The organism is Dactylosporangium sp. McL0621, from assembly GCF_049995355.1.
In the GTDB taxonomy this organism is placed as follows: Bacteria; Actinomycetota; Actinomycetes; order Mycobacteriales; family Micromonosporaceae; genus Dactylosporangium.
On the sequence record NZ_CP188259.1, the window covers coordinates 3,280,021 to 3,293,424 of the forward strand.

Annotated in this window: 13 protein-coding genes; 4 read left to right on the plus strand and 9 right to left on the minus strand. The window is 74.2% G+C overall.

The features are described 5' to 3' along the window. Window positions 1–70: 70 nt before the first annotated feature. Entirely contained in the window at window positions 71–2,329 is a 2,259-nt protein-coding gene (locus ACPPVO_RS15375) for a glycoside hydrolase family 3 N-terminal domain-containing protein (RefSeq protein WP_426511880.1), read from the minus strand. 117 nt (window positions 2,330–2,446) lie between these two features. Between ACPPVO_RS15375 and ACPPVO_RS15380 the strand changes: the two genes are divergently transcribed. Beyond that, window positions 2,447–3,484, plus strand: a complete 1,038-nt coding sequence (locus tag ACPPVO_RS15380) for a LacI family DNA-binding transcriptional regulator (protein WP_426511881.1) — start codon at window positions 2,447–2,449, stop codon at window positions 3,482–3,484. Between the two features lie 274 nt (window positions 3,485–3,758). Continuing rightward, window positions 3,759–4,256 (plus strand): pyridoxamine 5'-phosphate oxidase family protein, encoded by a 498-nt coding sequence (locus ACPPVO_RS15385; RefSeq protein ID WP_426511882.1) that lies wholly within the window; start codon window positions 3,759–3,761, stop codon window positions 4,254–4,256. Between the two features lie 45 nt (window positions 4,257–4,301). Here the strand turns inward: ACPPVO_RS15385 and ACPPVO_RS15390 are convergent, their stop codons facing one another. Then, window positions 4,302–4,685 (minus strand): HPF/RaiA family ribosome-associated protein, encoded by a 384-nt coding sequence (locus tag ACPPVO_RS15390; protein ID WP_426511883.1) that lies wholly within the window; start codon window positions 4,683–4,685, stop codon window positions 4,302–4,304. A 40-nt stretch (window positions 4,686–4,725) separates the two neighbouring features. Continuing rightward, entirely contained in the window at window positions 4,726–5,106 is a 381-nt protein-coding gene (locus ACPPVO_RS15395) for a MerR family transcriptional regulator (protein WP_426511884.1), read from the minus strand. 40 nt (window positions 5,107–5,146) lie between these two features. Here ACPPVO_RS15395 and ACPPVO_RS15400 point away from each other — a divergent pair, with 40 nt between their 5' ends. Next, complete coding sequence (locus ACPPVO_RS15400) at window positions 5,147–5,521, plus strand: hypothetical protein (RefSeq protein WP_426511885.1); 375 nt, start codon at window positions 5,147–5,149, stop codon at window positions 5,519–5,521. A 4-nt stretch (window positions 5,522–5,525) separates the two neighbouring features. On the opposite strand, the gene ACPPVO_RS15405 is transcribed toward ACPPVO_RS15400, so the two are convergent. From ACPPVO_RS15405 to ACPPVO_RS15420, 4 genes are all read right to left on the minus strand, one after another. Next, complete coding sequence (locus tag ACPPVO_RS15405) at window positions 5,526–6,305, minus strand: SDR family NAD(P)-dependent oxidoreductase (RefSeq protein WP_426511886.1); 780 nt, start codon at window positions 6,303–6,305, stop codon at window positions 5,526–5,528. Window positions 6,306–6,321: 16 nt separating this feature from the next. Further along, window positions 6,322–6,765 (minus strand): GNAT family N-acetyltransferase, encoded by a 444-nt coding sequence (locus ACPPVO_RS15410; protein ID WP_360389822.1) that lies wholly within the window; start codon window positions 6,763–6,765, stop codon window positions 6,322–6,324. A gap of 16 nt (window positions 6,766–6,781) precedes the next feature. After that, on the minus strand, window positions 6,782–7,699 hold the full coding sequence (locus tag ACPPVO_RS15415) for an acyl-CoA desaturase (protein ID WP_426511887.1): 918 nt from the start codon (window positions 7,697–7,699) through the stop codon (window positions 6,782–6,784). A 103-nt stretch (window positions 7,700–7,802) separates the two neighbouring features. Further along, window positions 7,803–8,690, minus strand: coding sequence for an alpha/beta fold hydrolase (locus tag ACPPVO_RS15420; RefSeq protein WP_426511888.1), 888 nt, complete (start codon window positions 8,688–8,690; stop codon window positions 7,803–7,805). A gap of 87 nt (window positions 8,691–8,777) precedes the next feature. On the opposite strand from ACPPVO_RS15420, the gene ACPPVO_RS15425 reads away from it, so the two are divergent. Beyond that, window positions 8,778–9,257, plus strand: a complete 480-nt coding sequence (locus ACPPVO_RS15425) for a MarR family winged helix-turn-helix transcriptional regulator (protein ID WP_426511889.1) — start codon at window positions 8,778–8,780, stop codon at window positions 9,255–9,257. Window positions 9,258–9,326: 69 nt separating this feature from the next. On the opposite strand, the gene ACPPVO_RS15430 is transcribed toward ACPPVO_RS15425, so the two are convergent. Next, window positions 9,327–10,673 carry an FAD-binding oxidoreductase gene (locus ACPPVO_RS15430; protein ID WP_426511890.1) on the minus strand — a complete coding sequence of 449 codons (1,347 nt, stop codon included), beginning with the start codon at window positions 10,671–10,673 and terminating at the stop codon, window positions 9,327–9,329. Next, window positions 10,670–13,399, minus strand: a complete 2,730-nt coding sequence (locus ACPPVO_RS15435; protein WP_426511891.1) for an ATP-binding protein — start codon at window positions 13,397–13,399, stop codon at window positions 10,670–10,672. The genes ACPPVO_RS15430 and ACPPVO_RS15435 overlap by 4 nt, the downstream gene beginning before the upstream one ends. Window positions 13,400–13,404 lie beyond the last annotated feature (5 nt).

The following is a 13,404-nucleotide window of genomic DNA, read 5'->3' on the forward strand; positions in this document are numbered from 1 at the left end:
GCGTCGACAATCCCGCCCGCGGCGTGGCGAATCAGCCCCGCGCGCCCCCGGATCGGGGGTGAGGCTGGCCCTACTGCGCCGCTGCGGCGGGCCGGATCTCGAAGGGCGCACGCAGGAGGTCCGCGGGGCGGGAGCTGCGCCCGACGAGCAGCTCGAAGCGGCCCGGCTCGACCACGCGGCGGGCGTCGGCGGTCACCAGGGTGCACGCCGACGCCGGCAGCTCGACCTCGACGGTCTGCGACGTGCCGGGCGCCACGGTCACCTGGGTGAAGGCCTTGAGCTCGCGCTCGGCCCACGTGACGCTCGTGACGAGGTCGCTCACGTACACCTGGACCGTCTCGGGCGACGGGCGCCCGCCGGTGTTGGCGATCGTGAGGCTCGCGCGGATGATGCCGTCCGCGGGTACCGTCGCGTCGGCGATGCGCAGGTCGGAGTACTCGACCGTCGAGTAGGACAGGCCCTCGCCGAACGCGAAGAGCGGCTCCTGGGTCAGGTCGGCGTAGCGGTTGCCGTGCTGGCCGCGGATCTGGTTGTAGTACACCGGCAGCTGCCCGGCGTGGCGCGCGAAGGAGATCGGGAGGCGGCCGCTCGGCTCGATCTCGCCCAGGAGCAGCTCGGCGACGGCCCGCCCGCCCTGCATGCCGGGGTTGAACGCCTCGATCACGGCGGCCGCGCGCTCGGCCGAGGCCGGCAGTGTCGACGGCTTGCCCTGGATGAGTACCACCACGACCGGCTTGCCGGTGACCACGAGCGCGTCGAGCAGCGCGGCCTGGCCGCCCTGCAGGTCCAGCGTCGCGGTCGACTTGCCCTCGCCGGTCAGGGCCACGTTGTCGCCGAGGACGGCCACGACGACGTCGCTCGCCTCGGCCAGGGCGACCGCCCCGGCGATCGCCGCCGGGTCGGCCGGCGCGGCCTGGAACAGCGGCGGGCGCGGCTGGCCGTCGGGGAAGTGCGAGCCGGCCGGGTCGGGCTGGAGGCTGCCGATCTGGGCGCCCTCGCGGTACGTCACCTCCCAGCCGTCGGGCAGCGCCGCTTTGAGGCCGTCCAGCACGGTGATGACGGTCTCGCGCGGGTGCCCGTCCGGCATCCAGTCGACCTGGCCCGAGGCGCCGGCCCAGTCGCCGAGCTGGGCGTGCGGGTCGTCGGCGTTGGGGCCGACGAGCGCGATGCGGCGCACGCCGCCGGCCAGCGGCAGGGTGCCGTCGTTGCGCAGCAGGACGAGGGAGCGGCGGGCGACCTCGAGGTTGAGCTCGGTGTGCGGGGCCGAGCCGATGACGGCGGCCTGCCGCTCGGCGTCGGCGGCGCGGGGGTTCTCGAACAGGCCCAGCTCGAACTTCAGGCGGAGGATCCGGCGTACCGCATCGTCGATCTTCGCCTCGGCCAGGCGGCCCTGCCCGACCGCCGCCTGCGCCGCCTCGAAGAAGGCGGGCGTGGTCATGATGAGGTCGTTGCCGGACTCCACCGCGATGGCCGCGGCCTCCACGTCGTCGGCGCAGACCTTCTGCTCCCACACCATCCGCCCGACGTTGTCCCAGTCGGTGACCAGGGTGCCGGGGAAGCCCCACTCGCGCTTGAGCACTCCGTCGAGCAGCCAGCGGTTGGCGGTCACGGGCACGCCGTCGATCGACTGGTACCCGAGCATGAACACGGCGCAGCCCGCCTCCACCGCCCGCTGGAACGGCGGCAGGAACCAGGAGCGCAGCTTGCGCGGGGTGAGGTCGGCCTCGCTGGCGTCGCGGCCGCCCTGGGTCTCGGAGTAGCCCGCGAAGTGCTTGGCCGTGGCCAGTACCGCGGTCGTGTCGTGCAGGCCGCCGCCCTGGTACCCGCTGATCATGGCCGCCCCGAGCTCCCCGATGAGGAACGGGTCCTCGCCGAACGTCTCGTCCACGCGGCCCCAGCGCAGGTCGCGGGCGATGCACAGCACCGGCGAGAAGGTCCAGTGCAGGCCGGTCGTGGAGATCTCGGTCGCGGTAACCCGCGCGGCCCGCTCGACGAGCGCCGGGTCCCAGCTGCACGCCATGCCCAGCTGCGTCGGGAACACCGTCGCGCCGGGCCAGAACGCGTGGCCGTGGATGCAGTCGTCGGCCATCAGCAGCGGGATGCGCAGCCGGGTCGTCGCGGCCAGGGCCATCGCCTCGCGGATGCGCGCGGGCGAGGAGTGCAGCAGCGAGCCGGTCGTCTTCGTCAGCACCGCCTCGGCGAGGTCGAGCCGGGCGTCGAGCTGGAGCATCTGCCCGACCTTCTCGGCGAGGGTCATGCGCCCGACGAGATCCTCGACGCGCTGCGCGACGGGCAGCGTGGCGTCCTGGTACGGGAGTCTCTCGGTCACAGTCGTCACGATCCGTCGTCCTCTAGGTCGGAAACTTTTTCCTGGAGTTTCGTGTTGTATCGACGGTATGGGTAACCTACTCTGCTGTCAACGCGTGAAACAGTTTCGGGAGGGTGCATGGGCGAGCCGCCGGTTCGCGTCACCCTCGAGGCCGTCGCCCAGGCGGCGGGCGTGTCCAAGGCGACCGCGTCGAAGGTGCTGAACAAGCGGCCGAACGTCGATCCGCGCACACGCGCGAAGGTCGAGGAGGCCATCTCCGCGCTCGGCTACGTGCCCAGCACCGGGCCGCGCGAGCCGCAGGCCGAGACCGTCGTCGACGTGGTGTTCGACTCGATGGTCAGCATGTACTCCCTGCAGGTCCTCGCCGGCATCCTGACCGGCGCCCGCGACCTCGGCATCGAGATCTGCGTCGACGTGCTGGACCGCGCGGGCGGCCCCGGCCTCCCGCTCAGCGACGGGTGGCTGGTGCGCGCCGCGGCCCGCCGCCGCCTCGGCGTCATCGTCGTGTCCCTGGCGCTGACCGCGGACCAGGTCCGCACCGTCGACGAGCTGGGCCTGCCGCTGGTGTCCGTCGACCTGACCGGCGCGTTCGGGACCGCCCTGGCCAGCGTCGCCGCGACCAACTTCGCCGGCGGCACCCAGGCCACCGAGCACCTCGTGGCGCTCGGGCACCGGCGCATCGGCTTCGCGGGCCTGCCCGCCGAGATCGCGGCGTCGCGGGAGCGGCTGCACGGGTACCGCAACGCCCTGGAACTGGCCGGCATCGAGTCGGACCCGGCGCTCGTCGTGCACGGCGGCTTCACGGCCGAGGACGGCTGCCGCATGGCCCTCGAGCTGCTCGCCCGGCCCGACCCGCCGACCGCCATCTTCGCCGCCTGCGACGGGGCCGCGCTCGGCGTGTTCGAGGCGGCGCGCCGCCTCGGGCGCCGCGTGCCGCAGGACCTGTCCGTCGTGGGCTTCGACGACATCGAGCCGGCGAAGCTCTCCTCGCCGCCGCTGACGACCGTGCACCAGCCGATCGCCGACATGGGGCGGGTCGCGGTGCGGACGCTGCACACCATCGCCCGGGGCGGCTCACCGGACTCGATGCACGTCCAGCTGGCCACCCACCTCGTGGTCCGCGAGTCCACGGCCGCCCCGAGCGCGCACGCCTGACGCGCCGCGGGTTCAAGGCCGCACCACGCCGCGCGGTGCCGGCGCCCGCGGGTTCAGCGCCGCGCCGCGTGTGTGCCGTGCCGTGCCGTGCCGTGCCGCGTCGTGCCGTGCCGCGTCGTGCCGGCCGCGCCGCGGGTTCAGCGCCACGCCGCGCCGGCTGCGCCCGCGGGTTCACGGTCGCGCCGCGCCGCGAGCGTGCGGCGTGGCCTGACGGACGCAGAAAGTCGTGTGCCCCCCGTTGTCGAGAACGCGCGGCCGGCTCCGTCCCCAGGGCATGGAACCGAGCGAGATCACCGAGGTCCTGAACCGCCCGCTCAGCCAGGAGCTGCTGGCCCGCGACCTGACCCGCCTGGCCTACGTGGCCAAGGACGGCACCCCGCGCACCATCCCGATCGCCTTCACCTGGAACGGCTCGGAGATCGTCCTGTGTACCTCGAAGAACGCCCCGAAGCTGCCCGCCCTGCGCGCGAACCCGGCGGTCGCCCTGACCATCGACACCGAGGTGCACCCGCCGAAGATCCTGCTCATCCGCGGGCGGGCCGAGCTGGACACCGTCGAGGGCATCCCGGACGAGTACCTGCAGATGAACGGCAGCTATACGATGACGCCCGAGCAGCGCGTCGAGTGGGAGGCCGAGGTGCGCTCGCTCTACGACGGCATGGTCCGGATCGTCGTCACGCCGACCTGGGCGAAGCTCATCGACTTCGAGAACACGCTGCCCACCGCGGTCGAGGAGCTGATACGGCAGCGGGCCGAGCGGCAGAACGCCTGAGAAGGGCCCGGCACACCCCGGGGTGCGAGGTGGCCGGGCCGGGGCTCACAGCAGCTCGGTCGCGTCCTCCGGCTCGGGCCGCTCGCGCAGGTGCCGGTTGCTGCGGGGCTCCTGGCGGGTCTTCGCGTCGTTGAGGCGCCGGCGCAGATCGTCGCGCACGTCGTGGAGGGCCGCGTGCAGCTCCTCCTCGGCGGAGGTCGTGACGATCTTCGGCCGGCCGGCGATCCAGCACTCCAGCGTGACCTTCTGCCCGGGCGCCTCGCGGTCCTTCACCGACACCTCGAGCTCGGTCGCGTCCGCCTGGAACGCCGCGAGCCGGGCGTCGAGCGTCGCGAACTGCTCGGCGATCCAGTTGCGGTCACCCTGGGAGAACCCGGCGCCCACGCGGAGGCACTTGTCGACGGTGGCTGGATCCGCGGCAACACTCATCACATCTCCTCTGACCGGCGATACAGCGGTTGAGGGATCTCTACCCAGCCACGGGCTCCCCAAAAACGGCGCACCCGCTCGCGGGGCTCTCGCTGTGCGCGATGACCGCGTCGAGCCGGTCCCGGGCGCGCTCGAGCCGCTCGATCTGCGCCGAGATGCGGCCGCGTTCGGAGCGCAGCAGGGCCCGGGACTCCGGCGTGTTCGCCTTCGCGTCGACACACGGCAGGAGGTCGAGGATCGACCGGCTGGACAGCCCGGCGGCATAAAGCGTCTGAATCAGTTGTACCCGTTCCACGGCGCCGTCCGCATAGTGGCGCTGCCCGCGCGGGCTCCGCTCGGCGGCCAGCAGTTCCTGCTCCTCGTAGTACCGCAGGGCCCGGACCGAAACGCCGGTCTTGTCCGCCAAGTCACCGATCCGCACCCTTGCCCCTCACGTCAGCGTCAGATTTAGCGTAGCCCGCATGCGGATCAACGGTTCCATCGCGCTGGTCGGCGGCCTCGGCCGCCTCTTCGCGCGGCAGCTGCTCGAGCGCTGCGCCGCGAAGGTATACGCCACGGCGCGCGACCCCGAGCGCATCGACGTGCCCGGCGTCGAGCGGCTGCGCCGGGGCATCACCGACCCCGGGCAGGTCGCCGCCGTCGCCGCGGTCGCGCCCGACGTCACGCTGCTCGTCAACAACGCGGGCATCTCGACCTGGACCGACCCCGCGGCGGTCGTCCGCGCCGGCCTCGACGGTCTCGAGGCCGGCCGGGTCGAGGTGCCGGCCGACGCGTGGAGCGCCCACGTCAAGGCGTCCCTGGCCGCCGGCCCGCGGGAGTTCTACACCTCGGTGTGACGGCTCAGATCCGGTGCATGCCCCAGCCGCCGTCGATCATGATGGTCTGGCCGGTGATGTACGCCGCGTCGTCGCTCGCCAGAAACGCGACGAGTGCCCCGATGTCGGTGCGCGTGTCGCCGATGCGCCCCATCGGCACCTTGGCGAGCGCGGCGTGGTACCCCTCCGGATCGAACCGCTCCCACAGTTGCGCCCCCTCGGAGTTCGCGAACGGGCACACCACGTTGACGCGCACGTTCGCCGCGCCCCACTCGGTCGCCGCCACCTTGGACAGGCCGCGGACGGCCTCCTTGGCCGCCGCGTACGTGGCCCAGCCCGCCTGCCCCTCGGTCCCCGCGCTCGACCCGAGGTTGACCACCGACCCGGCCCCGCCCGCGGCGAGGTGCGGGAACGCCGCCTTCATGAGCCGGAACGTCGCCCGCGGCCCGGTCTCGAACACCAGGTCGTAGTCCTCGTCGCTGTGCTCCGTGAACGGCCCGGCCGCGCGCGTGGCGATGGCGTTGTTCACGAGCACGTCGAGCCGCCCGAACGCCTCGACGGCCGCGGCGACGATCCGCTCGGCCTCGCCCCGCTCGCGGATGTCGGATCGCAGCGCGACGACCCGCCGTCCCTCCAGCGCCTTGACGGTCCCCTCCAGCGTCTCGGCGTTGTGGTCGACGAGGAGCACGGCGGCGCCCCGCTCGGTCAGCGCCTGCGTGATGCCCCGCCCGATGCCCTGCGCGGCCCCGGTCACGATGCACGCCTTGCCCTCGAGCCCGGCCGGGCTCGCATAGGTGTTGGTCATCGCCCGACGGTACCGCCTACAGAACCAGCTTCATGCCCTCGTGGCTGGCCACGAAGCCGAGGCGCGCGTAGAAGCGGTGCGCGTCCGCGCGTCTCTTGTCCGTGGTCAGCTGGACCAGGCCGCACCCGCGCGCCCGGGCGTGTTCGATGACCCACGTCATGAGCGCCGCGCCCACGCCCTGCCCGCGCCGGTCCGCGCGCACGCGCACCGACTCGACGAGGGCGCGCTCCGCGCCGTGCCGGCCCAGGCCCGGGATGTACGTCACCTGCAGGCACGCCACGATGACCCCGCCGTCGTCGCCGACGATCTCGAAGTTGCGCGGGTCGGCCTCGATGGCCGCGAACGCGCGCTCGTAGGAGGCGTCGACCACGCCGCCGTCGCGGTTGCGGCCGAGCACGTCGTCGGCCAGCAGCGCGAGGATGGCCGGCAGGTCGTCGCGGGTCGCCGCGCGGAAGATCACGCGGACACGGTACGCGCTAAGCGGCGGCGGTGATGCGGGCCAGGCGCTGCGGGGTGGGCCAGCGCACGTCCCAGGCCCAGCCCAGCTTCTCGAAGATCCAGATCGTGCGGGCCGAGATGTCGATCTGCCCCCGCAGCACGCCGTGGCGGGCGCACGTCGGGTCGGCGTGGTGCAGGTTGTGCCACGACTCGCCCATGCTCAGGATCGCCAGCGGCCAGAAGTTGGCCGAGCGGTCGCGGGCCGCGAACGGGCGCTCGCCGATCATGTGGCAGACCGAGTTCACCGACCAGGTCACGTGGTGCAGGGCGGTGACGCGCACGAGGCCGGCCCAGAAGAACGCGGTCACCGCGCCCTGCCACGACCACGAGATGAGGCCGCCGAGCACCGCCGGGAGCGCGAGCGTGACGATCGTCAGCGGGCCGAAGAGCCAGTGCACGAGGCGGATGTCGCGGTCGGCCAGCAGGTCGGGGGCGAAGCGCTCCTGGTTGGTGAGGTCGCGCTCGAGGACCCAGCCGAGGTGGGCGTGCCAGAAGCCGCGCACCAGGGCGGCCGGCGAGGTGCCGAACAGCCAGGGGGAGTGCGGGTCCCCGGCCTGGTCGGAGAAGGCGTGGTGGCGGCGGTGGTCGGCGACCCAGTGCAGGATCGGGCCCTGCACCGCCATGCTGCCGACGACCGCGAGGCCGATGCGCAGCGCGCGCTTGGCCTTGAAGGCGCCGTGCGTGAAGTACCGATGGAAGCCCACCGTCGCCCCGAGGCACGTCACGACGAAGAAGGCGGCGGCCAGGATGACGTCGAGCCAGGCCAGCCCCCAGCCCCAGGCGATCGGCACGGCCGCGAGCAGCGCGAGGAACGGAATGATGACGAACGCGTAGACCGCGACGTGCGCCGGTATGGGGCGCTTGCGGCCGATCAGGGGCTTCACCGCCGTGGTCATGGCCGGACCATAGAAGCCCGTCATGGCTGGCATCCCGCGGGAAGGATGCCAGCCCGCGACGGTCAGATGACGTGATGGGCGGACTCGCGGACACGTGCTCCCATCAGGCGGCGTCGACGCGTCCCGTGAAGCCGAGAATGGCCTTCGCCAGTGCTTCGGGGGCCTCCATCGCGGCGTAGTGGCCCACGCCGTCGAGGGACACGGCGCTGATGTCCGCCGACGTGACCCGGGACATGGTGCCGGACGTGAAGGCGCCTCCGCCGGCGCCGACCGCGAGGACAGGCATCCGCAGCCCCCGAGTCTCCGCGAGTGTCTTGATCTCGGCGCCTTCCCGCAGCATCGACTGGTACAGGCCTATCGCTCCGCGCCAGCCATCGGGGCGTGCGTAGGTGCGGGCGAACTCCTCGACGTCGGTCGCGGTGACCGCTCCCCGGACCGCGGTCATGGCCGGGAAGGCGTACTGCCCGAGGAATTCGCGTTCGCGGCCGGCGAGCAGCATCTCGGGGATGCCGGGCGCGGCGAGGACGCCGATGTGCCAGGCTCCGCCGTGGGTGACGTCGGCCAGTCCTTCCAGCCCGAACCCGGCCAGACCCGTCTCGATGGCGATGAAGCTGAGCACGTCCTGCGGCTGGGTCGCGGCCAGGCGGAAAACGGTCCCCCCGCTGATGTCCTGCCCGGTCAGGTGCACGGGGCCGACATCGAGGTGCGCGATCAGCTGGTGCAGGTCCTCGGCCGAGGCCGTGCTGCCGTACTCGCCCGGCTGGTTGTCCGAGTCGCCGAAGCCGCGCAGGTCGACGGCGAAGACGCGGTGGCCGGCCGCGAGCAGCGGGATGAGCTTGTGGAAGGCCCACCAGGTCTCCGGGAACCCGTGGACCAGAAGAATCGGCGACCCGGTGGTCCCCGCGGCGACGTAGTGCAGGGTCGTGCCGTTGACCTCAGCGCGGTGGTGGGTGATCCCCGCAAGCGTGCGGCCGGCCGGTGTGACGGTCATGTTTTGCTCCTCAGTTCGACACCCTGGCTGTCTAATAATAGACATCCTGGCTGTCGTTCGTCCAGGGCGGTGTCATAGCCTTCTCGCATGTCTCGCTCTGGCGCCGATCTCGCGCTGCTGCTGCTCGGGGGCTTCCGCACACTCGTGGACGCCGCGACCGCCGAACTGGCCCGGCGCGGCCACGAGGACGTGCGCCCCGTCCATGACTTCGCCATCCGGGCAATCGCCGCGGGCGCCGACACCGCTTCGGAACTGGGCCGTCGCCTGTCGATCACCAAGCAGTCGGCGGCGAAGACCATCGCGGTGCTGCAGGAGCGCGGCTACGTGGCCCGCGACACGGACCCGCTCGATGCCCGCCGCAAACGCCTGCAAGTCACTGCGCGCGGCCTCGACATGCTGCGACAGGGCGAGTCGATATTCGACGAGCTGCGCGATCGGTGGGCCCGGCAGATCGGCATCGCCGAACTCGAGAACCTCGAGACGCAGCTGGCGGCGGTGGTGGGTGCACAGCCCGTGCGCTTCGATACGCCCGGCTGGCTCACCCATGACCTCGGCGAGCCGGTCTGAGCGACGGTCCTCCGAGGGCCCACCACCCCTCACGACGGTGACGTAGGCCCCGGGAAACCGCTTGTCACATCACAACACGTGATTGGCCACGAAGAGCCCGCTCGGGTCGACCGCGTCGCGAATACGGCGCAGCCGCGGCCAGGCCTCCGCGTCGTACGCCCGGGCCGTCTCGACCTTCGTCTCGGCGAAGTTGAGGTACTCCCGCCCGTTCGACCACGGCGCCATCGCCTCCACCACGCGGCCCGTGTGCGCCGCCGAGAGCTCGCCCATCTCCGGCGTCGCGGCGATGCCGCAGGTGAACAGCGCGTAGTCGGCGTCGAGCCGCGGCAGGGCGCCGTGGCGCGGGGCCGGGCGGCCCAGGGCCCCGCCGAGCTGGCGCAGCTCCGCGGCGACGAGCAGCGAGGTGCCGGAGTCGGGGCCGGCCGCGCCGAGCAGCGCGTCGAACGCGCCGGCGTCGAGCTCACCGAGCAGGGCCGCGCGCCCGACCGCGGGGGTCGGGCCCTCGGGGTCCATGTGCAGGCGGCACAGCGCCGGGGCCGGCATGCCGGCGAACGTGTCCAGCTCCGGCCGCAGCGCGCGCAGCGGGGCGAGCACGTCCGGGTCGCCCAGGACGGCGCCGTCGATGACGAGCAGCTGCCGGTTGCGCAAGACCTCGGGGATCTGCGGGCTCGGCGGTACCTGCAGCAGCCGCAGCGCCGTCGTCACGTGGTCGGGCGCGGTGCGGGCCCAGTCGGCCCAGACGGGCAGCACGCGGGCGGCCTCGCGCCAGTCCCAGACGAGCCAGCCCGCGTACGCGGTGGCGATCGGGAACAGGTCGAACTCCATGGCGGTTACGACGCCGAAGTTGCCGCCGCCGCCGCGCAGCGCCCAGAACAGGTCGCTCTCGTGCTCGGCGTCGGCGCGGACCCGCTCGCCGGCCGCGGTGACCAGCTCGAACGCGGTCACGGCGTTGGCCTGCAGCCCGTGCCGGCGGGAGTACCAGCCGATGCCGCCGCCGAGGGAGTACCCGGCCACGCCGACGTCGGGGGAGGAGCCGTGCAGCGCGGCCAGCCCGTGCGGGGCGGCGCGCTCGACGACGTCGATCCACAGGGCGCCGGCCTCCGCGCGGGCGGTCCGGCGGCGCGGGTCGACCCGCACCTGGGTCATCGCCGAGGTGCGCAGCAGCACCACGTCGTCGAGCGGGCCGAGCGGCCCCGCGTTGTGCCCGGTGCCCTGCGGGGCGATGCGCAGCCCGGCGGCCGAGGCGGCCCGGACGAGCTCGGCGACCTCGATGGCGTCGGCCGGGTAGGCCACGGCGGCGGGCCGCTGGTCGACGGCGACGTTCCAGGGCATGCGGGCGGTGTCGTAGCCGGGGTCGCCGGGAAGGTGTACAGCGCCGCCGCAGAGGCGGCGCAACGAGTTCTCGATCGTGGTCATGCCGGTACGGTGCACCGCCGCGGTTGGGCGGAACTTGCGGCGGACCTGAGCCGATGTGTCAGCCGGGCGTCAGTTTGCGCTCGATGGCGGCGAGGGTGTCGCGTACCGCCTGCGGGGTCAGGAACACCGCCTGGGCGATCTCGCGCTCGTCGGCGCCCGCCCCGGGCCAGCGCCAGGATGCGCCGCTCGCCGGTGGTGAGCTGCACCGGCGGCTCGGCCGGGACGTCCTCGCCCCGCGCGGTCAGCGCGGCCGCGATCTCGGCCCGCAGCCCGAGGGCGCCGCACTCCTCGACCGCCTTGAGCGCCTCTCGCAGCAGGTCGGCGGGCTCGTCCGCGACCCGGCTCAGGGCCAGCAGCGCGCGGGCGTGCTCGAGCCGCGCCCCGGTCCCGGCGAGCAGCTCGACCGCCTCGCCCAGCCGCTCGGCGTCGCCGGTCAGCTCCCCGGCCAGGCGCAGCCCCCGCCCGACCCCGCGCCGGCTGCCCCAGCGGCGCAGGCCCGCCAGGTCCTCCTCGGCGAGCGCGCGGGCCTCGGCGGTGCGGCCCAGCCCGGCCAGGGCCATGGCCCGCAGGCCGCGCTCCTCGAACCACTGCGGGTTGCCGGGCGGGAACTCCGCGGGCAGCAGGGCGAGCGCGCGGGCGAACGAGCCCTCGGCCATGAGCAGGTACGCGTGCGCCTGGTTCACCAGCCGCACCCCGTCGCCGACCCGCGGCCGGTCGAGGTGCTCGTCGAGGAACGCGCGCGCCTCGGCCAGGCGGCGCTGGTCGACGAGGGCGCGGATGAGGTACGCCTCGCCGTAGGAGATGCCCAGCGCCGGCACGCCGCCCCAGGCCAGGCTCTGGTCGTTGGCCGCCCGCAGCCGGTGCACCGCCTCCGGCAGGTCGCCGCGGCGCCAGTCCCGCCAGCCGCTCCACAGCTGGGCGGCGAGCACCGTGAAGAGCGAGCCGCGGGTGTGGCCCTGGGTGAGCGCGTCGTCCCAGAGAATGCCCGCGCCGGCGTCGGTGTCCTCGAGCACGACGGCGGCGACGACCCAGAACAGGCCGGGGTCGCCGTCCAGGAGCACCCCCTCGGCGAGGGCGAACCGCGCCAGCCGTACCGCCTCCTGGAGGTTCTCGCCCCGCGAGAGCAGCTCCCACGCCCGGCCGCCGGCGAGCATCCGGTCGCCGAGCCCGTCGCCCTCGATCCGGGCGTCGAAGTCGCCGGCCACGTGGGCGTCGCCGCTGTACATGTACGCCGCGATCCGTTCCAGCGCCGGCATCGCCTGGCGCTCGTCGCCGAACCCGGGCCCGAGCCGGGCCAGCGCCTGCCGCGCGAACGCGGGGGCGTTGCCCTCCGGCCCGGCGAAGATCAGCGTGTGGATGAGCATCCGGGCGGCCGCGGCGAAGGTCACCGGGTCGATGGCCGGGTCGTCGTACGCGGCCCGCAGGTGGGCGATCGCGGCCGGCCCGTCGCCGAGCGTCTCGACCTGGCCGAGCTGGAGCAGCACGGCCGGGCGCAGCGCGGGCTCCGGCGGCTCGGCCAGGGCCCGGCGCAGGTACGCCGCGGCGCCGTCGGGCGCGCCCCGGTGCAGCGCGGTGCCGGCCGCCGCCCGCAGCACCCCGACCACCCAGGGGTCCCCGCGCTCCGGCATCTGCAGCAGGTGCGCGGCGATCTGCTCGGGCGCGGCGCCGGCCAGCGCGCGGGCCGCCCGCTCGTGCTGCAGCTGGCGCTCGCCGGGCGGCAGGTCCTGGTACACCGCGTCGCGCACCAGCGGGTGCACGAAGCCGATCGGGTACTCGTGGCGGACCACCTCGGCCCGCGCGAGCGCCGCGACCGCGAGCGCGGCCTCGGTGTCCTCGACGCCGGCGAGCGCGGCGACGGTGGCCAGCCCCGCGCCGTCGCCGAGCACCGCGATCGCCCGCGCGACAGCGGTGCTGGCCGGGGGCATGCGCCGCAGCCGGAACAGCACCATGCTCGACACCGCGCGGGATCCGATCGCGGTGACGGTCCCGGCGTGTGCGGCGGTCGGCGGCACCCCGCTGGCCTCCAGCGCCCGCAGCAGCTGCCGGAGCAGCAGGGGGTTGCCCGAGGTGGTGCGGTGGCAGGCGGCGATGAACACGTCCTCGGCGCCGGCGCCCAGGCCCTCGCGGACGAGGTCGGCGACCCCGGCGCGGCTGAGCGGGCCGGGCCGCACCGCGGTGGTGGCCGGGTCGAGCTGGAGCTCGGCCAGCAGCGCGTCGTCGTCGTACTGCTCGCCCGTGCGCAGCGTCGCGACGACGAGCACGGGCAGGCCCTCGAGTCGGCGCGCGAGGTACGCGAGGTAGCGCAGCGACCCCGTGTCGCACCACTGCAGGTCGTCGACGACGATCGCGAGCGGGCGCACGGCGGCGGCGTTGGCGGTGAGCCAGAACAGCCCGTGCAGGGCCGCGAACGTGTGGTCGCCGCGCGCGGGCGCCTCGTTGGTCAGGTCGAACACCGCGCCGGCCGAGGCCGCGGCCCCGGCCAGCAGCCGCTCCCGCTCGGCCGGGTCGGTGAGCAGCGCCTCGAACAGCTGCCGCGCAGCGCCGAAGCCGAACTCCTTCTCGAGCTGGCTGCCGCGCGCGGTGAGCGTGCGGGCCCCGTGCTCGCCGGCGATGCGGCGCGCCTCGGTGAGCAGGCGGCTGTTGCCGATCCCGGCCGGCCCCTCGATGACCACGACCCGGGCGAGCCCGGCGAACGCCTCGGCGGCGGCCGCCCGCAGCTCGGCCACCTCGC